The sequence below is a fragment of the Leifsonia sp. McL0618 genome, from assembly GCF_049994905.1.
Classification (GTDB): Bacteria; Actinomycetota; Actinomycetes; order Actinomycetales; family Microbacteriaceae; genus Diaminobutyricibacter.
In genome coordinates this window covers 2,421,396-2,442,589 of sequence record NZ_CP188258.1, presented here as the reverse complement: position 1 = coordinate 2,442,589, position 21,194 = coordinate 2,421,396, and the positions used below count along the sequence as shown (strand labels likewise).

The window sequence follows — 21,194 nt, the reverse complement described above, 5'->3', positions numbered from 1 at the left end:
CAGCTTAGGTGCCGTCAGGTTGCGAGTTCGGATTCGAGGCGCGTCGCGGCGCGCGCAACCCGGCGGTCATGCAGCCACGAGACTCCGGCCGCCGCGAAGTAGAGCACCACCATCGGTATCGCGAGCAGGAACATCGAGACGATGTCGGCCGACGGCGTGGCGATCGCGGTGAACAGGATGATCACGAGAAGGGCCCACCGCCACGACCGGATGATCGATTGCGCGCTCAGCACTCCCACGAAGTTGAGCAGCACGAGGAACACCGGCAGCACGAAGGCCACACCGATCGCGACTACGAGCTTCAGGACGAAGTCGAAATAGTCCTTCGCCTGGATGAACGCCGTGTCCTGGCTGGGCGCGAAGCTCGTCAGCAGCTGCACGATGTGGGGAACGACGAACCAGCCGGCCGCGCAGCCCGCAAAGAAAAGCGGTACTGCCGAGAAGAAGAAGCCGAGACCGTACTTGAGTTCTTTGCGATTGAGGGCCGGCACGAGGAACGCCCAGATCTGGTACAGCCAGACCGGGCTCGAGATGACCACACCGATTGTGATCGCGATCTGCATCTTCAGGTCGAACGCGCCCGTGATGTTGTCGTAGTTCAGTTCGGCGAGCCGCCCCTGCTGTTTCGCGATCTGGATGATCGGCTCGCGCAGGGCGTCGAGCACCCAGCCGGCAAGGAACCACCCAACGACGGAACCGACCAGAAGGCCCAGCGCCGACCGGAAGAGACGTTTGCGAAGCTCGACGAAGTGCTCGCCGAACGTCATGCGGCCTTCGCGGTTCTTGCCTCGCTTGACGGAGGAGGCCACGACCTAGGGTTTCGGGTGCGGCTCGGTGGAGGTCGAAGCGGGACGCGAGACGGATGCATCGGTCGGTGCGGCGGTCGTGTCGCCGGTCGATTCCGTAGTGTTCGACGGGGCCGCGTCGTCTTCTTTCATCGCCTTGACCTCGCCGCGGAAGATCCGCATGGACTGCCCGAGGCTCTTCGCGAGCCCCGGAAGCTTCGGCGCACCGAACAGCAGCAGGATGACAGCAAGGATGATGAGCAGGTGCCATCCGGTAAGGCCATTGCCGAACATGGAATCAGGTCCTTCGGGTCAGATGCGAAAACTGTTGCGGATCCGCGCGTACCAGAAGTTTACCCCGCTTCACCAGTGAATCCCTGCGAGCTTGCCGACGACGCTCGCGGTCGGCGGCGTCCTGCTCGCGGGCCGCGCGCAGGACGCCGGCATCCGAGAAGACGGCAGGGTGGAACCGCTCGTCGGCGAGTTCCTCCGAGCGTCGCTGGAGCAACTCGGTCTTGTCGGCGAGCTTTCCCAGTTCGTCGAGAGCGGCCATCAGTTTTCGAAAGAGGCGGAATCCGAACAAGGTCAGCATCCCGAGCAGCGCGAGAACCAGCACCACCCAGATCACGACCCACGACCACCACGGCATGCCTGCCATCCTACGAGATCGCCACGACTCCGTGTCGGGATGCCTCAGCGCGATGCAGGCGTCACTCGTAGCGCGCGGCGCCGGCGGCAGCCCATTCGGCCACGGCTGCCCTGGCCTCCGGCGGGCCGAGCACGGTCACCATGCCGGACAGCCCGGCCACGAGTCGTTTCAGACCGTGGTAGTGAGCCACGCGCACGTAGGTGCGCACGAAACTCCCGTCGTCGGTGAGGTCTGCGCCATCCGGGATGTAGTCCGCGATGAGCGGCAGCGCCGAGGCGGACACCTGGATGTCGACGATCAGGTCGTCAGGCGAACCCTCGAACAGGGTCTCCGGCAGGGTGACATCGGCTGGTCGGTAGGTGATCGGCTCGTCCGTCGCCCGCAGGTCGCTGATGCGGTCGAGGCGGAACGTGCGGATCGCCTTGCGCAGGTGGCACCATCCCCGCAGGTACCAGTCCTGATCCACGGACTCGATGCGTAACGGGTCGACGCGTCGGCGCTCGTGCTCGCCGCGGGAGTTGAGGTAGACGAACTCGAGCTGGGTGCCGTCAGCGACCGCGTCCCGGATCAGGTGGAGGGATTCGTCGGTCTCGGATCCCGCGACGGCCACCTGGCTCGGGACGGCGGATGCGCCGCGCGCGAGTTTCGCCATCAGGGAGCCGATCACATCTCGGTCGGCGTTCTCGGGCAGCGCGGACAGGTACTGGAGGCCTGCGATCAGCGCAGCGGCCTCCCTCGCCGAGAAGCGTGGCGAATCGTCGATCGCGACCAGGTGTGTCAGCACGATCTGGTCGTTCTCCTCGAAGTCGTCCCAGGCGATGTCGAACAGGTCGCCGTGCTGGTACGAGCTGGTCTCCCCCGGCACGCCGGAAACGGCGATGAGGCGCACGGCCTCACGCAGCTGCGACTTCTCCACTCCGAAATGATCGGCGGCCTCTGCGACGCTGACCCGGTCGCGGTCCATCAGGTACGGCACCAGCGCCAGGAGAAAGGCGAGCTTGTCCTGGGCTTGCATCGGTCGGCGTCGCTCAGCCATCGGACGACTCCCCTGGCTCATCGGAGTGGGCGGCGACGGTGGCCGCCAGGCGCGACCTCACCCGTTCGCGCAGGTGTGGGGGTGAGAGCACGAGTACTTCCGGGCCGTAGCTCGCCAGCTCGTCGGCGATGATGTTCAGGTCGGAGTAATTCACGGACAGGTGCGTATTGCCGGGTTCGCGGTCGCCGTAGCGCTTGCTCAGCCGCGTCGCGGCATCCGTGTCGGGCACGACCTCGATCTCGGCCACGTTGCGGCGCCAGATGCGTTCCAACTCGTCGAGCGCGTGTGCCGCGAAGTCGGTTCCGACGGGCTCGAAGGTGCGATTGGTCATCGTCACCGGGCCGACCATGCGCGACAGCAGGAACGTTCGCGGCTCATTGACGTCCTGGTCAGTCGCGTGCAGGTGCCACCGGCCCTGGTGCTGAATGAGCGCCAGCGGGGCGACAGTGCGGAGGCGGGATGCGGACTCGCCCGGCTTCAGGTACGGGAACCTAACGATCGTGCGCCGCTCGAGGGCGATGCTCAGCGGTTCGAACGCGCTCTCCCGAACGCGCAGGCGCGGAGCATAGCCGAGGATGGGTTCGTCGGATTCGACGCCGAGCGAGCGGAGCTTCATGATCGCGCGACGCGACTCGGCCGAAAGCGATCCCTCCCGCCAGACGGTCGCCGCCAGCCCCAGGAGCGTGATCTCTTCTGCCGAGAAGACGACATCGGCGGGCAGGTCGTATGCGCCTTTCGGAATGCGGTAGCGCAGGGTCTGGTTGTTGCCGGCGTCGCCAGGCGACTCGACCGTCTCGAGGGGAACCCCGAGCTCACGGATGTCGTCTTTGTCGCGCTCGAACTGACGCTCGAGGCTGGCGTTGTCGCCGCTCGAGGAGTAGCGCTGGCGGTACCCCTGAACGGTCGACAGGATCTCGCTCTTCGTCAGCCCCGTCTCTGTGGCGAGCAGGGCGAGCACGAGGCTGAAGAGGCGTTCTTCGACAGGCACGCGCGCAGGCGAGGAGGACGAGGAAGGCACCCCATCATCCTAAGGCCGCGGACGCCGCCGGGCGCGGAAGCGCCGGTACCGGGGACTAGACGATGCCGAGGATGTCGACCACGTAGACAAGCGTCGCGTTCTGCGGCACAGGTCCACTCCCCTGGGCGCCGAAAGCCTTGCTCGGCGGCACGATGATCGTCACCTGCGAGCCCACCTTCTGCCCGACGATTCCGTCGATGAGCCCGGCCGGCACGGACGTACCGGACGCGGTCTGGCCGGTGGAGAGCTGGATGGTCGCGGGAGTGCCCGTATCCCAGGTGCTGTCGAACACGGTGCGCTCCTTCCAGAGCACGCCGGTGTAGTGGACGATGACGGTGTCGGACTTCGTGACGGTCTTGCCGTCGCCCTGCTTGTTCACCGCGACGTCGAGGGACGTAGGCGGAGTCGTCGTCGGCACCGTCACGCCCGGGCGGCCGCCCGGAGCGAGGACGACGGTCGGGAAGCCGGGGCGACCGGGCTGCGGTACGCCGTTCGCGGCCGGAAGGTAGGCCTTCTTGACGTCGACGACGATCACGATCGTGTCGGTGGGGGCGACGCCGACGCTCGACGCGCTGGAGCCGAGGCCGTCCTTGGGCGAGACGGCCACCGTGAGGCGCGAACCGACGGTCGCGCACTGCAGGCCCTTGTCGAGGCCGGGAACGGTCTGGCCGACAACGAGGGCGGAGCCGGACGTGCCGTCATACTTCGTCGTCTGGATCTGCTGACCGTTCGTGCCGTTGTAGATCGAGAAGTCGACGACGACCTCCTGGCCCTTGTGGATCTGGGGACCGGTGCCCTCGATGTTGGTCGTGCGCTGCGAGGTCGACGTCCTCACCGGGGTGGGGAACTTCACCGTCGGCTGTTCGCCGAATTTGCCGGACACCTTGACCACGTCGGAAGCACTTCCCGATGTGAGCGCCGTGTCGCAGTTGTCGTTCGGGTCGGACGAGCACGCCGTGAGCGTGACAAGGAGCAGTCCTGCTGCTACGAACAGAGCGGATGCGCGGTGCACGAGTCCTCTTTCGGTGCGATCGATGGGATGGGGAGGGCTGGCCTCCGGCATCCCATGCTAGTTGATGGAGGAAGGTGCGCCCTGCGCGCCCGGATCGGGATCGGCACCTCCGTCGCCGGCGAGGTTCCTCGCCTTGGAGAGTTCCGCGCCCGTGCCTGCTGCGCGCACGCGCTTGCGCAGGCTCTTGGGGCTGACCTGCCGTTCGCCGAGAGCGCCGGGCGTCCAGGCTTCGACGTCGTCGTCGCTGTAGTCGCTCTTCGACGGGCGCCGCTTGAGCTCCGGCAGGATCGTTCCCGGAGCCAGGCGGCGGGCGGTGATGAGAAAGCCGGTGTGGCCGATCATCCTGTGGTCGGGGCGCACGGCGAGGCCTTCGACGTGCCAGCCGCGCACCATCGTCTCACTCGACTGCGGGTGCGTGTACTGGCCGGATGCGCGGATCGCCTCCGCAACCCGGGACAGCTGGGTGACGGTGGCGACGTAGCAGAGCACGACGCCGCCGGGCTTCAGCGCGTCGGTGACGACGTCCAGGCATTCCCACGGTGCGAGCATGTCGAGGACGACCCGGTCGACGGACCCCGCCCCGACCGTGGCGGGCAGTGCATCCTGCAGGTCGCCGACCGTGACCGACCAGTTGTCGGGGTCGCGTCCAAGAAAGGTTGCGACGTTGCCGCGGGCGACCTCGGCGAACTCGTCGCGGCGCTCGAACGACCGAAGTGTGCCGGACGGGCCGATCGCACGCAGGAGCCACAGCGAAAGGGCGCCCGACCCGACGCCCGCCTCCACGACGGTGGCCCCGGGGAAGATGTCGGCCAGTGCGAGGATCTGCGCTGCGTCTTTCGGATAGATGATTGCGGCCCCGCGTGGCATGGACATGACGAAGTCGTTCAGGAGCGGCCGCAGGGCGAGATGCTCGACCCCCACGTTGTTCATCACGACCGAGCCGTCGTGGAGGCCGATGATCGCATCGTGCGCCAGCAGACCGCGATGGGTGTGGAAGACCTTGCCGGGCTCGAGGGTGATCGTGTTCAGCTTGCCTTTCGGCCCTGTCAGCTGCACGCGGTCGCCCGCACGAAAAGGTCCGCTGCTCTGCGGGAGCTCCGACGCGTTCACAGCGCGGCCGTCCTGGCCGTCGCCAGCTCCACGAGGTCGTCGACCGTGCGTCCCGCCAGCGTGCTCCACAGAACGTGTTCGTCCGTCTCGGGGAGGGGGATGATGTGGGGCACGCCGATCGTGGTCGCACCGGAAGTGACCGCCGACGCCAGTCCTGCCACGGAATCCTCGATCGCGACGCAGTGCCTGGGGTCGACGCCGAGCAGGTCGGCGGCCTTAAGGTACGCCTCCGGGTGCGGCTTGGGGTCCGCGACCTCGTCGCCGCTCACCACGACGTCGAAGGCGTCGAAGGGGATGGTGGCCACGATCTGCTCCGCCATGCGGCGTACGGACATCGTCACCAGCGCCGTCGGGATGCCGCGCTCGCGCAGCTCGGCGAGCAGCTCCTTCGCGCCGGGGCGCCAGGGAACCCCCACCTCTTGGAGCTGGTGCTGCACCCGATCAGTCAGCCAGGCGACGATCTCGTCAGGCGCCAGATCGACGCCGCGCGACTTCAGGATGCCGGCGGATATCCACAGCCCCTGGCCGACGAGCGCGAGTCCGTCATCATGGGTCCACACACCGCCGAACGAGGTGACGAGCTCGACTTCTGCGGCCATCCAGTAGGGCTCGGTGTCGACGAGAGTCCCGTCCATGTCCCAGAGAACGGCAGCAGGAAGGGGAGGTCGAGTCAGGGAGGTCACGGGGTCCAAGTCTAGTCCGGGCGCCCCGGGCCTATCCTTGAAGGATGGCGACCGCATGGTCGCCGCGACGGAACGGGGTACCTGGATAGTGGCACAGGGCATGAACTTCCTCGGCGGCCGGCTGCTGGTCGTTGCGTTCGAGGGGTGGAACGACGCAGGAGAGGCAGCGAGCGGAGCGGTCAGGACACTCCAGGACGTTCTCGAAGTCGTGCCCATCGCCGAGGTCGATCCGGAGCTGTACTTCGACTTCCAGTTCAACCGGCCGACCGTCGTCACCGACGACGACGGCCGCCGCCGCCTCGAATGGCCATCGGCAGTCATGTACGGGCCGGTGCGCCCCGGCGAGACAGCGCCAGGGCTGGCCGACGACGCGAACCTCCAGGTCAGTGGCAACAACGTCGGCAATATCTATCTTCTGCTCGGCACCGAGCCCTCCCGCAGCTGGAAGAGCTTCACCGCAGAGATCCTCGACGCGGCGCTCGCAGCCGACATCACGGCCATCGTCTTCCTCGGAGCGATGCTCGCGGACGTTCCGCACACCCGTCCGATCTCGATCTTCGCGTCGAGCGAGAACGGTGCCGTCCGCAGCGAGCTGCAGATCGAGCGATCGACCTACGAGGGGCCCGTCGGCATCCTGAGTGCCATCGCCGACGGCGCAGAGGCCGTCGGCATCCCGACTGTCTCGATCTGGGCTTCCGTGCCCCACTACGTGCACAACGCGCCCAGCCCGAAGGCGATGCTCGCCCTGATCGACAAGCTCGAAGAGCTCGTCGACGTGACGATCCCCCGGGGCAACCTCGTCGAAGAAGCCGCAGCGTGGGAGGCGGGCATCGATGCGCTCGCCGCAGACGACGACGAGATGGCCCAGTACATCCAGCAGCTCGAGCAGGCGAGGGACACTGTCGATTCGCCCGAAGCGTCCGGCGAGGCGATCGCGCAGGAGTTCGAGCGATACCTGCGCCGCCGCGGCGACGGGCGTGACGGGCAGGCCGGCGGCAGGTCCGACGAGCCGTGGCGCAACTGACCTAAGCGGCGAGGACGCCCGTCGAGAGCAGCACGATCAGTAGCACGCCGACGACGATGCGGTAGATCACGAACGGCAGGAAGCTGTGTCGTGAGATGTAGCCCATGAAGAAGGCGATCACAACGAGGCCGACCGCGAAGGCGACCACCGTCGCGGCAGCCGTCTCAAGCGGGCCGAAGACCTCGGGCGTGCAGTTCGTCGCGCCGGCGACACACGGGACCGTGATCGACTTGTACAACTGGAACAGACCGCTGCCGAACACTGCAGGAATCGCGAGCAGGAACGAGTATCGGGCCGCCGCGCGACGCTGGTAACCCATGAAGAGCCCGGCGGTGATCGTTCCGCCGGAACGCGATACGCCGGGGATGAGCGCGAGCGCCTGGGCGAACCCGAAGATGATGCCGTGGCCCCACGTCAGCTCCTTCAGCCTGCGGGTCTTCGCGCCGACGGCATCCGCGATTCCGAGGAGGACACCGAAGATGATCAGCGTCGCCGCCACGATCCAGAGAGAACGGAGTGTCGTCTCGATCTGGTTCTGGAAGAGCACGCCGAGCACCACGATCGGAATGCTGCCCACGATGACCAGCCACCCCATCCGGGCGTCGGGGTCGTCACGAGGCACGCGTCCGAACAGCGACCGGAACCATCGGCTGACGATGCGGACGATGTCCTTCCAGAAGTAGATGAGGACGGCGGTCTCGGTGCCCAGCTGGATGATCGCGGTGAAACGTGCGCCCGGGTCGGCCCCGGTGCCGAGGAGCTCCCCGACGATGCGGATGTGCGCGCTCGACGAGACCGGCAGGAATTCGGTGAGTCCCTGCACGAAGCCGAGGATCACGGCGTTGATGAAGTTCATGGGTGGCTTTCCGGGCTGGCGCTGGCGTGGTGCTGTGCTCAGTAGGTCAGGAGGAGGTCTCTCAGGACGGTCCTGCCAAACACTAGCGCGTCTAGTGGCACGCGTTCGTCTACGCCGTGGAACATGCCCGGAAAATCGAGATCCGCAGGCAGCCGCAATGGCGCGAACCCGTAGCCCGTGATGCCGATCAGGCTGAGCGCCTTGTTGTCCGTGCCGCCCGAGAGAAGGTAGGGAAGCACGGGAGCGCCGGGGTCGTGCGTGCCGAGAGTGTCGATGATCGCGTCGATGAGCGGGCCGCCGAACGCGGCCTCGAGCCCGACGTCGCGGTGCATGACCTCGATCTCGATGTCGGGACCGATCAGCTCGCGCACCTGGTCGAGCACCTTGTCCTCCTCGCCGGGAAGCGTCCGGATGTCGATGAGCGCTTCGGCCGTGTCGGGGATCACGTTGTGCTTGTACCCGGCGTTCAGCAGTGTCGGGTTCGTGGTGGTGCGCAACGTGGCCAGGATGAAACCTGACGCCGTGCCGGTGCGGAGCACGAGTTCGTCCGGCCCGACGCGCTCCGGGTCGATGTCGAGCAGCCGCGCGAGCTCCGACAGGAGCTGGGTGGTCGTCGCGGTGAGCTGGATCGGCCAGTCGCGCCGCCCGATGGCGACGACGGCCTCGGCCAGTTTCGTGATCGCGTTGTCACGGATGAGGCGGGAACCGTGCGCTGCGCGCCCTCGGGCGACCAGCTTGATCCAGACCAGGGACTTCTCGCCCGTCTGCATCAGGTAGGCGCGCCGGCCGTCGAGTTCGATCGAGTAGCCGCCCACCTCGCTGATCGCTTCGGTCGCCCCGGCGAAGAGCTCCGGATGGTTCTTGACGAGGTGATGCGAGCCGCGTCGGCCCCCGTCTTCCTCGTCGGCGAAGAACGCCACGACCAGGTCGCGCTCCGGCTGGCGGCCCGAGCCGAGAATGTCGCCGAGCGCGGTGATGATCATCGCGTCCATGTTCTTCATGTCGACGGCGCCACGCCCCCACAGCATCCCGTCTTTGATGACGCCGCCGAACGGGTCGACGGTCCAGTTGCGCGGGTCGGCCGGCACGACATCGAGATGCCCGTGCACGACGAGAGCCGGCTTGGAACGGTCCCTGCCCTCCACCCGGGCGACCACGCTGGTGCGTCCTGGATCGGATTCGAACGACTGCGTCCGGAGGCCGATCGACTCCAGGCGGGCGGCCACATATGCGGCGGCGTCGCTCTCGCCGTTCGAGCGCCCCTCGCCGTAGTTCGTGGTGTCGAAGCGGATCAGGTCGCGGGCGATCACCGCGGTTTCGTCGAGTGTCGTATCGTCCGTCGCGCTCGTCATCCCCCAACGCTACCGGTGTGATCCGGGGCCCACCACCGCGACGAACAGGCTTCGATTTTCGTGCTAAGGTCTTACGTCGGCGGCTGATTCGTCAGCGGCTGATCCACCTGTCCGGGTGGCGGAAATGGCAGACGCGCTAGCTTGAGGTGCTAGTGCCCGTATAGGGCGTGGGGGTTCAAGTCCCCCCTCGGACACACTGTGTTGAGACAGTAGCAACAGAGCAGAATGCCCCGGTCATCATGATCGGGGCATTCTGCTGTGGCATCCGTGCTGTGGTCTCGCACACAAGAATCCGGGGCCGGCTCTTCACGTTCGGGTCGTGAAGACGGCGGCCCCGGTGTTCTCTTCGAGGCTACAAAGCGCCCCCGGTCTCCAGGTGCCGATGGTCGGTGAATACGACCGCGTGATCAGGAGACGACGACGGTGAGTACGACCTGCTCGTCGTCTGCGTGCAGGCTCACGCCGGATGCGACGGTGCGCAGCCTTTCCAGTCCGATCCCCGAAGCCACGTTCCTGGGGTCGGCGATGGTTCCCTCCGACCGGATTTCGACGACCACCCCCTCGGTGCGGGGATCATGCCGTATCGTCAGCGCCACGCGTTCGCCGTGTCCGTGACGGACCGCATTCGTGAGCCCTTCGGACAGCGCATCGACGACAGCGGAGGCGCGTGCCGGATCGTCGTCGAGGAGTTCCCAGGCATCCTCTGCGACGTCCGTATCGATCCGCACCGCCGTACTCCACATCGCGACGATCCCTCCGATGGCGTCACGTGCGGCAGGTGACGGCGGCCCGGACAGAGAAAGCAACTCGCGTTTGATACCGGATACGGTCTTCGTGACGACTGAAGCCGCATCCATCGCCTCGTGGGAAGCCGCTGCCTGGCCGCGTAGTCCGAGCGACGCCGCGATCAGTTCGCCCTGGACGGTCGCGTGCAGCACATGCGACAGGCGACGGCGCACCTCGGCGAGACGACGATGCGCCCGGGAGGCGAGGCGCACGCGCTCGCGCAGGGAGTGGGCGAGCGCATCCTCATCGTTGTGCAGCTGGACTGAGACGGAACGGGTGACCGCGATCACGATCGCGACGAAAGGATAGCTGACCACCTCCGCCCAGTAGAACTCGGGCGAATACCCGAACACCGCCAGTGCGGCTGAATTCTGCATGGCTGCGATGAGTGCGACCGCGGTGTAGCAGGCGACGATCGCGAGAGTCCGCCAGCCGGCGGTCGGGAGGCGGGACCCGATCGCGAAAGTCGCGGTATTGCCGGCGAGGTAGATGCCGGCGATGACCGGGGTCTGGATGACCGCTACAGCCGGCCCGTATGTCGTGAGGTAGTGCGGGAAGACCAGCACGAGGTAGACGAGCGTGATCACGATCGGAGGATCGGGGCGGAGCCCGGATGCGACGCGCCGGAGACTCTCGAGGAACCCGATCGGACGACCGGGGTCGGCAACGCTCTCATCCTCTGCATCGCGCGATTCGGCGTCGCGGAACAGTTCGTGACTCATCGGCCGCACGACCTCGTCGCATATCCTCCGGAGAAGCTGCGCGGCATCCTCGGGTGCGAGTCCGCGAGCGACCGTGCCGATCGCCGTGTCGATGCGCTGGGCGATGGTCGTGGTGAATTCGGCGCTGAGGGCGTCGACGTCGCGGTCGGCATCCGCGCGCCGTTCTTCGACCGCGGCGCGCGCCGCGATCAAGCGCCGCTGGATGCCGCCGTGCTCGCGAAGGATGTCGACCACCACGGCGATCAGCGTCAGCATCACGACCGAGCTGACCACGTTGATCGTCACCCTCGACAGCAGATCCCCCGGCGCGACCAGGATGCCGAACGACGTGGCGAGCGACAGAGCGAGAAATGGACGCACCACACCGATCGCAGCGAAGAGGAGCAGCGCGGTCAGGGGTCGGTGACGGCCGCTTCCCGGCCGCAGGATGCTCTGACGCGCTCCAAGGAGCACAACACCGAGCAGCACGTGCACGAGGAGGGCGACCACGAAGGCGAGAGGGGCTGGCTGGCCGATGCGCAGGAACTCGTAGCCGGCCATCACGGTCACAGCGAAAGGCAACGTCAGGAGCCACGACCAGATCGTGACGGCGTTGTCCCCGAAGGCGCGGGCGACCCAGGGGTAACGGCTCGTCATGCCCGGTGCTGGTCCCGAACTGCGTCGTCCTCGTCTGCCGGCACGCCGAAGACACGCACGTACAGGTTCGTCGCTGCGACGCGGGGGGTCACCGTCGCGTCGTTGGCGAGTCCGAGCGCCTCGTAGGTGCGGGCGACGGTGCGTTCAAGGGCACGCACGCTCGTCCCGCGCTGCCGCGCGATCTCGCCGTTCGACCAGCCGAGCGCGATGCGGCGGAGGGTGTCCAGCTGCGCAGGGCTGAGTCCGGCGATGAGCGACGCAGCATCGGAGTGCTCGGCATCGACCGTGACCGGGTGCTCGGCCAGGGTGGCTTCGACCACACGTACGAGGTCGTCCACGGATTCGATCGCCGACTTGTTGACGAACGATGCGCCGGCAGCGACCCCGGGCACGCCGGTCGGTGCTGCCGACCGCGGGTAGTTCGTGAGAAAGACGACAGCGATGTGCGGCGCACGGGCCTGGATGATCGTGGCGAGCTCGATCCCGTTGGGCCGCTCCCCCAGGTCGATGTCGGTGATCAGAACGTCGGGGTCGATCACGTCGAAGTCGGCGATCGCGCCTGAGGCCGACGATCGCGTGTGCACCGTGAAGCCGGCGTGCGTGAGCGCGTCTGCGACCAGTGCCCGCATCAGGGCGTGATCCTCGACGACGAGCGCAGTGCGCACCCAGGTAGCTGACATGTCCTCAGGTTAGTAGCTGACCTGTCTGTGTCCTCTCCAGCGCGGGCGAGTCGCCCGGGTCCGCGTGACGGTCTACTGTGTGCGGCATGACCGAAGAAGCCGGGCGAGCAAAACAACAGAGAGAGGTGGCCGCCCTCCGCACGGTGATCATCGCGTTCGGGGCGAACTTCCTCGTCGCTGTCGCGAAGACGATCGCCGCGGTCATCACGGGTTCCGCTTCGATGGTCGCCGAATCGGCGCATTCGTGGGCGGACACCGGAAACGAGATCTTCCTGCTGCTCGCTGAACGGCGTTCGGCCCGACCGCAGGATTCTTCACATCCCGGCGGGTACGGCCGCGATGCGTACGTGTGGTCGCTCATCGCGGCTTTCGGTCTGTTCACCGCAGGCGCCGTGGTCTCCATCACCCATGGACTCGCCGAATTGTCGAGCACTCAGCCTGCGACCAACTATGCGGTGGCGTACATCGTGCTCGCCGTCTCGTTCGTCTTCGAAGGCATCTCGTTCGCTCAGTCGTACGTTCAGGCGCGCCGATCGGCCGACAAATTCGGCACGGGAACGCTCGAGCACGTGCTCATCACGTCGAACACGACACTCAGGGCGGTCTTCGCCGAGGATTCGGCTGCGCTCATCGGCCTCGTGATCGCCTTCGCCGGCGTGCTCACGCACCAGCTCACCGGGGACGCCGTATACGACGCGATCGGCTCCATCCTGGTCGGCGTGCTGCTCGCGATCGTCGCCATCATCCTCATCGACCGCAACCGGCGGTTCCTGATCGGCGAGCCTGCGTCGGATGCAGTCACCGACAGCGTGCTCACCGTGCTGCTCGAGCGCCCGGAGATCGAGAAGGTGACCTACCTGCACCTCGAGTTCGTCGGACCGGAACGGTTCACCCTCATCGCGGCGGTCGACCTCGCCGGCGACGACCCGGAGTCGGATGTCGCAGCGGACCTCGCTGCGGTCGAACACGACCTGGAGCAGAGCCCATACCTCGCCCGCGCGGTGCTGACCCTGTCACGGCCGGGCGCGCAGGCGCTCGTTCCCGAGCATCCGGATGATGCGCTCGGCAGCGACCGGAAAGTGATCGGGTAGCCTCCCGATAGCGGACAGTTATTGACCGCAATCGGGAGCAGACTGGAGTCATGGCCACCACTGGATCGCGAACGCTCCAGCTCCTCTCTTTGCTGCAGACCCACCGATACTGGCCGGGTGCGGAACTCGCCGGCCGGCTCGAGGTGTCCGTGCGCACGCTGCGGCGCGACGTCGACCGGCTGCGCGACCTCGGGTACCCGGTGGATGCGACCCGCGGCGTCGACGGCGGGTATCAGCTGGCCGCTGGGGCATCCCTTCCTCCACTCGTCGTCGACGACGACGAAGCCGTGGCGCTCGCCGTCGGCTTGCGCACGGCGGCGCAGTGCGGTATCTCCGGGATCGAAGACGCCTCGGTGCGCGCACTGACGAAAGTCGTGCAGGTGATGCCGCCCCGGCTGCGCAGTCGAGTGGATGCGCTCCGCTCCGCCACCGTGGTCGGCTCCATGCGCCCCGGCCCGACCGTGGACCAGGATGTGCTCACGGCAGTCGCGCAGGCCTGCCGGGACGAGGAACGTCTTGCCTTCGACTACGTGGCCCGCGACGGGCAGCCCAGTCGCCGCGAGGTGGAGCCGCACCGGCTCGTGTCGGTAGGGCGGCGCTGGTACCTCGTCGCCTACGACCTCACCCGGTTCGACTGGCGGAGCTTCCGCCTCGATCGACTCAGCGATCCGCGAGCCACCGGGTCGCACTTTCGACCGCGTACTCTTCCGGCTGAGGATGCAGCGTCGTTCGTGCGTGATTCGCTCGGGAGTCTCGCTCCTGAGCCGGTCGACATCGAAGTGCTGATCAATGCGCCCGTCGCGATCGTCGACGCCTCGATCGGCCAGTGGGCCAGGTCGGAGGCGGTGGACGCGAGCACGACCCGCTCCCTGATCAGGTCGGACGGGTACGACTGGGCGCTCTTCGCGCTCGGCGTGGTCGACGCCGATTTCGCCGTCGTTTCTCCGCCGGAGTTCGCCGAGCGGGCCCGGTCGTGGGGCGAGCGGTTCGTGCGGGCGGCCGAGGGCCCCAGCGCCGCATCCGGTAGAATGACGCGAGAAGGGGAGTAGTTCCCACCGGTCCGCCAGAGGCGGCTCCGACGGCGGTGTGTCGACATACTGGCTGAGACAGCCCGGTACACCACCCGCACAGCGGGCGAACGAGACCTTCGGCCACACAACAGACGATGACGCGAAAGCGTCTCATTGCCATGGCCGAAGCGTCGGACCCACCGTGCTTCGGCCGAGACCGAAGGAACAGACATGAACGCACCCGCCACTCCGGCCAACCCGGCCGCTGCTCCCCCGCGCCAGCCGACCGCCGCCGACATCAAACGCTGGCGCCAGTACCTCGCCGATGAGCGAGCCGAAGCGGCCGTCTACCGCGATCTCGCCCGTCGTCGAACCGGTGAGGAACGGGACATCCTTCTCGCGCTCGCCGATGCGGAAGGCCGTCACGAGGCGCACTGGCTCGAACTGCTCGGCGACCAGGCAGGCAAGCCACTCAAGGGCGACGTGCGCACCAGGACCCTCGGACTCCTCGCGCGGAGATTCGGCTCAGTCTTCGTGCTCGCGCTCGCACAGCGCGCAGAATCCCGCTCGCCGTACGCCGCCGATTCGGATGCGACTCCCTCCATGGCGGCCGACGAGCAGATTCACGAAGAGGTCGTGCGCGCACTCGCGGCACGCGGTCGCAACCGGCTCTCCGGCACCTTCCGGGCCGCCGTCTTCGGGGCGAACGACGGACTCGTCAGCAACCTCGCACTCATCCTCGGTATCAGTGCGAGCGGCCTTCCCGCCCATGTCGTGCTTCTCACCGGCCTTTCCGGACTCCTCGCCGGAGCGCTGTCGATGGGCGCGGGCGAATACGTGTCGGTGCGATCGCAGCGCGAGCTTCTCGAGGCATCCACCCCGAACCCGCAGACCCGCACAGCACTCCCCGACCTCGACGTCGATGCGAACGAGCTCACCCTCGTCTACCGCGCCCGGGGAATGAGTGCCGACGAAGCGGCAGCGCACGCGACGGAGGTGCTCCGCGACTTCAGCATCGACCCCGATGCGGCTGTGTCCGCCGATTCGGGCGACGGGGCCGTCGACGAGCATGAAGCCGTCGGGACGGCCTGGAGTGCCGCGATCTCGAGCTTCTGTTTCTTCGCATCCGGCGCCCTGATTCCCGTGCTGCCGTACCTCTTCGGCCTTCAGGGAACGACCGCCGTCGTCGTCGCGGCCGTACTCGTCGGTATCGTTCTGCTGGCGACCGGAGCGATCGTCGGCCTGCTCTCCGGTGGCCCTCCCCTGCGGCGGGCGCTACGCCAGCTCGGGATCGGATACGGTGCGGCGGCCGCCACCTACCTGCTCGGGCTGCTTTTCGGCACCACGCTCGGCTGACCCGGCTTCAGGTCAGCGGTTGCGGTTGCGGTCGCGACTCTGGCCGCCGTCGGCGCCGTACTCGAGGATGGCGACGATGGGGACCAGGAGGAACCACAGCCAGCTGAAAGCGAACCCCCAGATCAGGCTGGTCAGGAAGAACAGGATGAGCGCAATGAACGGGACGATCGCTGTCCAGATGTAGCGGCGCCGGGGTACGTCGCGATACCCGTCGCGATCGCGGGACGCATCGTTCGACGGCGCGAACGTCGCCGTCGCGTTCGACCCGGGGAGCGCGCCGGGAAGGTCGGCGAAAAGCGGGGCAAGGTCCCCCCTGGTGACCGCGGCGCGAGCAGCAATACTGCGTGTGGCCAGCTCTGAGTCGGTGAGTCGCCCATCCCTCGCGTGCGCCTCGAGAGAAGCGACGGCCTGGTCGCGCTCGGCGTTACTCAGGCGGAGCCTGGACTCCGACGGATCGGTGAAGTCGGTCATGGTCTCATTGTGGACCCGGTCGGGAGACTTTCCATCTCATGCCCATCGACGTAGACTCGATTCATCGAACATATGTTCGATTTCGTGATCGAATGAGGCGATGGGCATGGCGGAGATCGACGAGGCCGTCTCGGTGTGGACGACGGATGACGGCGTGCCTGTGCGGATCGTGTGGCGGTCGACTCGCTACCGGGTCACCGACACGCCGACGGTCTGGGCAGACACCTGTGAGTGGTGGCGGCCATTCGAGCCCCACGATTTCGGTGTCGGCAGCGTTCCACGGCGCATCGGCGGCTGGCGGTTCCAGGCGACAGACGACCGGGGTGAGGCGCATGTCTTCGACGTGCGGCATGACGACGTCCGGCGCAGCTGGAGCCTGGTGCGGATCTTCGACTGACAGCGTGCCTTCCGGTCGCCGGCGGCTGCCGCGATCTACGCTCTCGGGGTGACTTACGACCGCTATGGCTCCGATGTGCTTGCATCGGGGTGGAAGACCGCAGGCCAAAAACCCGTTCCCGAGACAGAGGCCGTGCGCGACCTCGTCGTCGAGGATGCTGCGAGCGGCTTCTGCGGTGCTGTCACCCGCATCGAGCGCTCGACCGTCGAACTCGAGGACCGCTTCGGCAAGAAGCGGGTGTTCCCGCTCGGCGGAGGGTTCCTGATCGACGGTGAAGCGGTGACGCTCATCGTTCCTCGTTCGGCGGGCTCCGCAACCCGGGCCAGGACAGCATCCGGATCTTTCACCGTCGCAGACAGCCCGGCGCGTGTCGCGCGTGCGAGCCGCATCTTCGTCGAGGGCCGACACGACGCCGAACTCGTCGAAAAGGTCTGGGGCGACGACCTGAGAGTCGAAGGTGTCGTCGTCGAATACCTCGAAGGCGTGGATCATCTCGCCGACATCGTCAAGGACTTCGCTCCGGGATCCGGCCGGCGCATCGGGGTGCTCGTCGACCACCTCGTTCCAGGATCGAAGGAGAGCCGGATCGTGGAGCAGGTCGCGCGCGGTCCCTACGGCACAAGCGTGCTCGTGGTGGGCCATCCCTACGTGGATGTCTGGCAATCCGTGAAACCCGCCCGGCTGGGACTGGAGGTGTGGCCGGTCATCCCCCGCTCGGTCGAATGGAAGCACGGGATCTGCGATGCGCTCGGATGGCCGCACGCGGATCAGGCGGATATCTCGCGTGCCTGGAAGCGCATCCTCGGCTCGGTTAGGTCGTTTGCCGACCTCGAACCGGAGCTCCTCGGACGCGTCGAACAGCTCATAGATTTCGTCACGGCCAACGGGCAAGACTAACGATTTGGCAACGGCCGGCACGTCAAAAGTCGCGCGTAGGGTGGATTAGCAGCCACCTGTGAGTAGGCTTAGGGTAAGTCGTTGTGTTTTGCATGTATGGAACGGTTGCGTACCGGAACCCCCGGAACGTTGCGATCCTTTCAGGAGCAGGCTTACAACACGCGACCGAGGCTTCGACGTTCGAGGTCAATTAACGCTCCTGGAGGAGTTTGTCATGGCAACAGGTACGGTCAAGTGGTTCAACGCAGAAAAGGGCTTTGGTTTCATTGCTCCCGATGACGGAAGTGCCGATGTGTTCGCGCACTACTCCGCAATCGCGAGCTCGGGCTACCGCTCGCTCGACGAGAACCAGAAGGTCGAGTTCGAGGTGACGCAGGGCCCCAAGGGTCTGCAGGCGGAGAACATCCGCCCCATCTGAGCTCACTGAGTGAGTCTCTGAACTCGCTGCCCGGGGATCTGTCCCTGGGCCGGTGATTCAAGGCGAAAGAGCCGGGTCTTCGGGCCCGGCTCTTTTTTGTGTGCATGAGAGGTCCGGGGCCGCTGTGACGGGTACCGCCCAGATCGACTGCATCGACACCCCCGTGTCGGCGGGTACCGCCCACCGGCTCGCCGCAGACGCCCACCTCATCCCCGCCGTGTCAGGCGGTCGCGGTGAAGTCCTCGACCTCGGCCGGAAACAACGGCTGTTCAGCCCCGCCCAGAAGCTCGCGTTTCGCCGAACGCGATGACGGCTGCGCCTGGGGCGGCCGGCCCCATCCGCCTTCCTACACGCACGCCCACCACATCCGCTGGTGGCACCGCGACACCGGACGCACCGACCTGGACAACGGCATCCTGCTTGCTCGAACCATCACCCCCGGGCCCACGACGAGCGGTGCACGCGTAAAAACAGCAAATCACTCTGCGCGATGGGCCTCATCGCGAAGCCCACTAGGGCACTAGACGAGCCCGCCAGAAGGACATAGCTCCCAAGGTTCGCCCATTGCAACGCGCTCACGCCACGCAACGCCGCAATCGGCTGGTGCGCACTGTCGGGTTCGGTGGCGCTCACTGCCGGGGGTCCCCTCTGCAAGCCGTATTCGACGGGCCATCCGCGCATGTCGAACATAACAGCTCGGCGTGGTGGAGGCCGGCAGCTCTGGGAAGTACTGCGGGCCTCAGCGTTAGATCCACCTAGCAGGTTGATGGTACGACGCAGGGCGCAGGGTGGCTAGGTGTCTGCGCTCAGGATGGCCAGGCGGAGCTCCAAGGACCGGGTGGCTGCGCTGCGGGGTGCGCTCTTGACGGCGATGACGCTGGTGTCCTGGTTCGCTCCCGCCGGAGTGTTCGGCAGTCGGCACCCTGGCGATCTCGACTCCCCTACGCTGCGAGAGCTGTTCCTGGGCTCCGCTCAGAGCTGATTCGACGCCACACTCAGCTACGCGAGCTTGCGCTGTCGTCTGTCGCTTCGAACTGAACCAAAGCCCTCGGACCACCCACAGACGACAAGCGCAAGACCGAGTATGCCCACGAGCAAGACGAGCACGTCTGCTCCCGGAATCCGCAGATGGTTGGCCGCGAGCCAGCCGAAGAGCGTGACGGCTTCAGCGATGGAGGCAACGATGACAATCCCTCCCGAGCCAGCGGTCAGCCACGGTAGGACCCGACGACGATGCGGTCCCGTTCGGAAATCCATAGCGCCGACCACGCAGCCGATGATGAGCAGAAGGAGCCCTACAAGGCCGACGATCAGCATCGGAAAGATCGTCACCTGATCAGGTATTGCTAGAGCGTGTTCGTCGAACCAGACGCCCGTAAGAATGCCTTCGGCCAAAGCCGCCGCCATAAGAGCGAAACCGAGGACCGCAATGACCCCAGGCAACCACCCCACAGTCCGATCCGTCATCCGTTTCGGCTCCTGTCTCGGACGGCCTTCAGATCGAGCCTCCGTGGTTGCGTGCTCAGGTCATCGTATTCGCTCCCTCGAGCGACTTTGGTCAGCCACTGGCACCGTATCGGAGGAGACCACTGGCGGATCGCGGCTAGGTGTTGGCGGTGAGGATGGCCAGTCGCAGGGCCAGGGTCTGGGTGGCGGCGCTGCGGGGCACGGACTTGACGGCGACGACGCTGGTGTCCTGGTTGGCTCCTACCGGGACCAGGCTCACCTCGTAGAGCTTGAGGGCGCGGAGTTCGTTGACGGGTTCATCCCCTGCCGACTTGACCGGGCCAGCGTCCACGACATCGTAGGCGAAGGAGATCTGGTTGGGTCGGCGTCCTTTCACGAGGTCGTACAAGTCGTCCTCGCGTCGGTGGCCAGCGAGTCTGAGTCCCCTACCCCTATGGGGTGGCTTGGTATGGGGTGGACGATGCCAGATCTGGTCGAGTGGACTCGGGGAAGGCAGGCGTCGAACGTTGGAAGCGGTCGTATCCTGATCGGCTAGTTGGTGTACGCGGTCATACGATGGCGCCATGACAAGTGACGCGCCAACGCCTGCGGGGCCACAACAATCCCAGTTCAGTGTTTCGGCAACAGCGGGGTTTGCGATCGCCTGCGCTGCATTCCTCATCGCCTTCACAGCGGGTTTATTTCCCGCAGTGCTGGTAGGCGTGTTGGGCCTCATCGTCTCCATCTGGGGGTGCACCGACAGGACCCGCCGAGGGCGTCCGTTCGCTATCGCAGGCATCGTTATCGCCTCGGCCGCCATCGCGCAGGGCCTGCTGGAGACGCTGTTATCGGGAGGGCACGGATGAGTGCTCTACCACCGTCTCCTAGTGGGCGTGGCTAGGTGTCGGCGGTCAGGGTGGCCAACCACAGTTCGAGGACCCGGGTGGCTGCGCTGCGGGGTGCTGACTTGACGGCAACGACGCTGGTGTCCTGGTTGGCCCCGACTGGGACCAGGGACGCTTCATAGAGCTTGAGGGCTCTGAGCTCGTTGACCGGATCACCCCCACCCCTTTCACCGGGCCGCTCTGGTCCTCAGTCGCTGCCATCGGTGACGCTCGAAGCGGTGGGCTGACGTGCCGATTACTGGGCCACCCTGGATGGAAGCGACCGCACCATCGGACGATTCATGAGATGCGGTTCAGGGCAACTGTCTCGATGTGTGAAGACGTCGGTCGGCTTTCACCCGTCGGAAGAAGTCATTCGACCGGGGCAGCCACGACAAAATGATCGCAGCCACATCCGGGACCACGCCCAGGTATACGAGCACATGCTGCGGTCCGGTTAACCCAAACAATTCCAAACCAACCAGAACTGTCAGCACGATACGTGCCTTGCCGCCGCCTTCCCGTAGTCGGAAGGCGAGCAGGAGCATGATCGCGCTGAATAGCAGCGCGATTGCAAACCCTGTGACCACTGTGCCGATGGCGATGGCGGGCGTTACTTGTTCGTGATGGCCGTTATGAATGAACGGGTGAACGTTCTTGGCGAGGTAGCTGCTCCAGTTGAAAGTCACTACATTGATGACCAGCCGAATCACCCCCACGCCGGTGTTCGCGACAAGAATCCAGCAGCTCACCACCAGGACTATCGGTCGGGGTCGAGTCACCTGGAACGGCTGACGCGGCAGTGGTGGCACGATCATCGCTGGTCGAAACCGTTCGGGCACGCTCGAATGCTAGTCGGCGAAGGCGTTTCTCTT

At 66.4% G+C, this 21,194-nt stretch carries 26 protein-coding genes and 1 tRNA gene; 11 read left to right on the top strand and 16 right to left on the bottom strand.

All coding sequences use genetic code 11. From position 1 onward, the window contains the following. Positions 1-14: 14 nt before the first annotated feature. The 8 genes from tatC to ACPPVQ_RS11645 all read right to left on the bottom strand — a co-directional run bounded on the left by tatC (position 15) and on the right by ACPPVQ_RS11645 (position 6,293). A complete protein-coding gene (gene tatC, locus ACPPVQ_RS11680) occupies positions 15-767 on the bottom strand; it encodes a twin-arginine translocase subunit TatC (RefSeq protein WP_426521240.1) in 753 nt (250 codons plus the stop codon). A 45-nt stretch (positions 768-812) separates the two neighbouring features. After that, the gene (gene tatA / locus ACPPVQ_RS11675; RefSeq protein ID WP_426515261.1) at positions 813-1,079 is read right to left on the bottom strand and encodes a Sec-independent protein translocase subunit TatA; all 267 of its coding nucleotides are present in this window, start codon (positions 1,077-1,079) and stop codon (positions 813-815) included. Positions 1,080-1,083: 4 nt separating this feature from the next. Further along, on the bottom strand, positions 1,084-1,413 hold the full coding sequence (locus tag ACPPVQ_RS11670) for a hypothetical protein (RefSeq protein ID WP_426515260.1): 330 nt from the start codon (positions 1,411-1,413) through the stop codon (positions 1,084-1,086). Positions 1,414-1,495: 82 nt separating this feature from the next. Continuing rightward, positions 1,496-2,470 carry a helix-turn-helix transcriptional regulator gene (locus ACPPVQ_RS11665; protein WP_426515259.1) on the bottom strand — a complete coding sequence of 325 codons (975 nt, stop codon included), beginning with the start codon at positions 2,468-2,470 and terminating at the stop codon, positions 1,496-1,498. Next, a complete protein-coding gene (locus tag ACPPVQ_RS11660; RefSeq protein WP_426515258.1) occupies positions 2,463-3,488 on the bottom strand; it encodes a helix-turn-helix transcriptional regulator in 1,026 nt (341 codons plus the stop codon). The genes ACPPVQ_RS11665 and ACPPVQ_RS11660 overlap by 8 nt, the downstream gene beginning before the upstream one ends. A 55-nt stretch (positions 3,489-3,543) precedes the next feature. Then, positions 3,544-4,500: an FKBP-type peptidyl-prolyl cis-trans isomerase gene (locus ACPPVQ_RS11655; RefSeq protein WP_426515257.1), complete on the bottom strand. Its 957-nt coding sequence runs from the start codon at positions 4,498-4,500 to the stop codon at positions 3,544-3,546. A gap of 57 nt (positions 4,501-4,557) precedes the next feature. Continuing rightward, positions 4,558-5,610 carry a tRNA (adenine-N1)-methyltransferase gene (locus ACPPVQ_RS11650; RefSeq protein WP_426515256.1) on the bottom strand — a complete coding sequence of 351 codons (1,053 nt, stop codon included), beginning with the start codon at positions 5,608-5,610 and terminating at the stop codon, positions 4,558-4,560. Then, on the bottom strand, positions 5,607-6,293 hold the full coding sequence (locus tag ACPPVQ_RS11645) for an HAD family hydrolase (RefSeq protein ID WP_426515255.1): 687 nt from the start codon (positions 6,291-6,293) through the stop codon (positions 5,607-5,609). The genes ACPPVQ_RS11650 and ACPPVQ_RS11645 overlap by 4 nt, the downstream gene beginning before the upstream one ends. Before the next feature lie 55 nt (positions 6,294-6,348). Between ACPPVQ_RS11645 and ACPPVQ_RS11640 the strand changes: the two genes are divergently transcribed. After that, on the top strand, positions 6,349-7,317 hold the full coding sequence (locus ACPPVQ_RS11640) for a proteasome assembly chaperone family protein (RefSeq protein WP_426515254.1): 969 nt from the start codon (positions 6,349-6,351) through the stop codon (positions 7,315-7,317). Position 7,318: 1 nt separating this feature from the next. Here ACPPVQ_RS11640 and ACPPVQ_RS11635 read toward each other — a convergent pair whose 3' ends face one another. Then, a complete protein-coding gene (locus ACPPVQ_RS11635; RefSeq protein ID WP_426515253.1) occupies positions 7,319-8,173 on the bottom strand; it encodes an undecaprenyl-diphosphate phosphatase in 855 nt (284 codons plus the stop codon). Positions 8,174-8,211: 38 nt separating this feature from the next. Then, positions 8,212-9,525, bottom strand: a complete 1,314-nt coding sequence (locus tag ACPPVQ_RS11630; protein WP_426515252.1) for a M20/M25/M40 family metallo-hydrolase — start codon at positions 9,523-9,525, stop codon at positions 8,212-8,214. Positions 9,526-9,634: 109 nt separating this feature from the next. Between ACPPVQ_RS11630 and ACPPVQ_RS11625 the strand changes: the two genes are divergently transcribed. Beyond that, positions 9,635-9,719: transfer RNA gene (locus ACPPVQ_RS11625), tRNA-Leu, on the top strand. Positions 9,720-9,932: 213 nt separating this feature from the next. On the opposite strand, the gene ACPPVQ_RS11620 is transcribed toward ACPPVQ_RS11625, so the two are convergent. Beyond that, entirely contained in the window at positions 9,933-11,669 is a 1,737-nt protein-coding gene (locus tag ACPPVQ_RS11620) for a hypothetical protein (RefSeq protein WP_426515251.1), read from the bottom strand. Beyond that, positions 11,666-12,349, bottom strand: coding sequence for a response regulator (locus ACPPVQ_RS11615; RefSeq protein WP_426515250.1), 684 nt, complete (start codon positions 12,347-12,349; stop codon positions 11,666-11,668). The genes ACPPVQ_RS11620 and ACPPVQ_RS11615 overlap by 4 nt, the downstream gene beginning before the upstream one ends. An 86-nt stretch (positions 12,350-12,435) precedes the next feature. Between ACPPVQ_RS11615 and ACPPVQ_RS11610 the strand changes: the two genes are divergently transcribed. The 3 genes from ACPPVQ_RS11610 to ACPPVQ_RS11600 all read left to right on the top strand — a co-directional run bounded on the left by ACPPVQ_RS11610 (position 12,436) and on the right by ACPPVQ_RS11600 (position 15,806). Continuing rightward, positions 12,436-13,440: a cation diffusion facilitator family transporter gene (locus ACPPVQ_RS11610; protein WP_426515249.1), complete on the top strand. Its 1,005-nt coding sequence runs from the start codon at positions 12,436-12,438 to the stop codon at positions 13,438-13,440. 50 nt (positions 13,441-13,490) lie between these two features. Then, entirely contained in the window at positions 13,491-14,489 is a 999-nt protein-coding gene (locus ACPPVQ_RS11605) for a helix-turn-helix transcriptional regulator (protein WP_426515248.1), read from the top strand. Positions 14,490-14,681: 192 nt separating this feature from the next. Continuing rightward, a complete protein-coding gene (locus tag ACPPVQ_RS11600; RefSeq protein ID WP_426515247.1) occupies positions 14,682-15,806 on the top strand; it encodes a VIT1/CCC1 transporter family protein in 1,125 nt (374 codons plus the stop codon). Between the two features lie 12 nt (positions 15,807-15,818). Here ACPPVQ_RS11600 and ACPPVQ_RS11595 read toward each other — a convergent pair whose 3' ends face one another. Next, positions 15,819-16,277 (bottom strand): DUF1707 SHOCT-like domain-containing protein, encoded by a 459-nt coding sequence (locus ACPPVQ_RS11595; RefSeq protein WP_426515246.1) that lies wholly within the window; start codon positions 16,275-16,277, stop codon positions 15,819-15,821. A 106-nt stretch (positions 16,278-16,383) separates the two neighbouring features. Here ACPPVQ_RS11595 and ACPPVQ_RS11590 point away from each other — a divergent pair, with 106 nt between their 5' ends. The 5 genes from ACPPVQ_RS11590 to ACPPVQ_RS11570 all read left to right on the top strand — a co-directional run bounded on the left by ACPPVQ_RS11590 (position 16,384) and on the right by ACPPVQ_RS11570 (position 18,971). Continuing rightward, positions 16,384-16,674 carry a DUF6504 family protein gene (locus ACPPVQ_RS11590; RefSeq protein WP_426515245.1) on the top strand — a complete coding sequence of 97 codons (291 nt, stop codon included), beginning with the start codon at positions 16,384-16,386 and terminating at the stop codon, positions 16,672-16,674. A gap of 48 nt (positions 16,675-16,722) precedes the next feature. After that, the gene (locus ACPPVQ_RS11585; protein WP_426515244.1) at positions 16,723-17,571 is read left to right on the top strand and encodes a DUF3097 domain-containing protein; all 849 of its coding nucleotides are present in this window, start codon (positions 16,723-16,725) and stop codon (positions 17,569-17,571) included. Between the two features lie 214 nt (positions 17,572-17,785). Further along, on the top strand, positions 17,786-17,989 hold the full coding sequence (locus tag ACPPVQ_RS11580) for a cold-shock protein (RefSeq protein ID WP_163289618.1): 204 nt from the start codon (positions 17,786-17,788) through the stop codon (positions 17,987-17,989). Positions 17,990-18,113: 124 nt separating this feature from the next. Then, positions 18,114-18,299: a hypothetical protein gene (locus ACPPVQ_RS11575; protein ID WP_426515243.1), complete on the top strand. Its 186-nt coding sequence runs from the start codon at positions 18,114-18,116 to the stop codon at positions 18,297-18,299. A 486-nt stretch (positions 18,300-18,785) separates the two neighbouring features. Continuing rightward, positions 18,786-18,971, top strand: a complete 186-nt coding sequence (locus ACPPVQ_RS11570) for a hypothetical protein (protein ID WP_426515242.1) — start codon at positions 18,786-18,788, stop codon at positions 18,969-18,971. Between the two features lie 17 nt (positions 18,972-18,988). Here the strand turns inward: ACPPVQ_RS11570 and ACPPVQ_RS11565 are convergent, their stop codons facing one another. Both ACPPVQ_RS11565 and ACPPVQ_RS11560 read right to left on the bottom strand, forming a co-directional pair. Then, on the bottom strand, positions 18,989-19,456 hold the full coding sequence (locus ACPPVQ_RS11565; RefSeq protein WP_426515241.1) for a hypothetical protein: 468 nt from the start codon (positions 19,454-19,456) through the stop codon (positions 18,989-18,991). Between the two features lie 136 nt (positions 19,457-19,592). Next, positions 19,593-20,021: an HK97 family phage prohead protease gene (locus tag ACPPVQ_RS11560; protein WP_426521238.1), complete on the bottom strand. Its 429-nt coding sequence runs from the start codon at positions 20,019-20,021 to the stop codon at positions 19,593-19,595. Here ACPPVQ_RS11560 and ACPPVQ_RS11555 point away from each other — a divergent pair. Continuing rightward, a complete protein-coding gene (locus ACPPVQ_RS11555; RefSeq protein ID WP_426521405.1) occupies positions 20,020-20,301 on the top strand; it encodes a hypothetical protein in 282 nt (93 codons plus the stop codon). The two genes, ACPPVQ_RS11560 and ACPPVQ_RS11555, sit on opposite strands and share 2 nt — an antisense overlap. A gap of 332 nt (positions 20,302-20,633) precedes the next feature. Here the strand turns inward: ACPPVQ_RS11555 and ACPPVQ_RS11550 are convergent, their stop codons facing one another. Further along, complete coding sequence (locus tag ACPPVQ_RS11550) at positions 20,634-21,161, bottom strand: hypothetical protein (protein WP_426515240.1); 528 nt, start codon at positions 21,159-21,161, stop codon at positions 20,634-20,636. Positions 21,162-21,194: the final 33 nt, after the last annotated feature.

Excerpts from the sequence above, each read along its gene's own strand:
- ACPPVQ_RS11555 (WP_426521405.1), top strand. The coding sequence starts at position 20,020 with ATGACAAGTGACGCGCCAACGCCTGCGGGGCCACAACAATCCCAGTTC.
- ACPPVQ_RS11600 (WP_426515247.1), top strand. The coding sequence starts at position 14,682 with ATGAACGCACCCGCCACTCCGGCCAACCCGGCCGCTGCTCCCCCGCGC.
- tatC (WP_426521240.1), bottom strand. The coding sequence starts at position 767 with ATGACGTTCGGCGAGCACTTCGTCGAGCTTCGCAAACGTCTCTTCCGG.
- ACPPVQ_RS11640 (WP_426515254.1), top strand. The coding sequence starts at position 6,349 with ATGGTCGCCGCGACGGAACGGGGTACCTGGATAGTGGCACAGGGCATG.
- ACPPVQ_RS11615 (WP_426515250.1), bottom strand. The coding sequence starts at position 12,349 with ATGTCAGCTACCTGGGTGCGCACTGCGCTCGTCGTCGAGGATCACGCC.
- ACPPVQ_RS11580 (WP_163289618.1), top strand. The coding sequence starts at position 17,786 with ATGGCAACAGGTACGGTCAAGTGGTTCAACGCAGAAAAGGGCTTTGGT.
- ACPPVQ_RS11605 (WP_426515248.1), top strand. The coding sequence starts at position 13,491 with ATGGCCACCACTGGATCGCGAACGCTCCAGCTCCTCTCTTTGCTGCAG.
- ACPPVQ_RS11665 (WP_426515259.1), bottom strand. The coding sequence starts at position 2,470 with ATGGCTGAGCGACGCCGACCGATGCAAGCCCAGGACAAGCTCGCCTTT.
- ACPPVQ_RS11595 (WP_426515246.1), bottom strand. The coding sequence starts at position 16,277 with ATGACCGACTTCACCGATCCGTCGGAGTCCAGGCTCCGCCTGAGTAAC.
- ACPPVQ_RS11610 (WP_426515249.1), top strand. The coding sequence starts at position 12,436 with ATGACCGAAGAAGCCGGGCGAGCAAAACAACAGAGAGAGGTGGCCGCC.
- tatA (WP_426515261.1), bottom strand. The coding sequence starts at position 1,079 with ATGTTCGGCAATGGCCTTACCGGATGGCACCTGCTCATCATCCTTGCT.
- ACPPVQ_RS11560 (WP_426521238.1), bottom strand. The coding sequence starts at position 20,021 with ATGGCGCCATCGTATGACCGCGTACACCAACTAGCCGATCAGGATACG.
- ACPPVQ_RS11590 (WP_426515245.1), top strand. The coding sequence starts at position 16,384 with ATGGCGGAGATCGACGAGGCCGTCTCGGTGTGGACGACGGATGACGGC.
- ACPPVQ_RS11630 (WP_426515252.1), bottom strand. The coding sequence starts at position 9,525 with ATGACGAGCGCGACGGACGATACGACACTCGACGAAACCGCGGTGATC.
- ACPPVQ_RS11620 (WP_426515251.1), bottom strand. The coding sequence starts at position 11,669 with ATGACGAGCCGTTACCCCTGGGTCGCCCGCGCCTTCGGGGACAACGCC.
- ACPPVQ_RS11565 (WP_426515241.1), bottom strand. The coding sequence starts at position 19,456 with ATGACGGATCGGACTGTGGGGTGGTTGCCTGGGGTCATTGCGGTCCTC.
- ACPPVQ_RS11635 (WP_426515253.1), bottom strand. The coding sequence starts at position 8,173 with ATGAACTTCATCAACGCCGTGATCCTCGGCTTCGTGCAGGGACTCACC.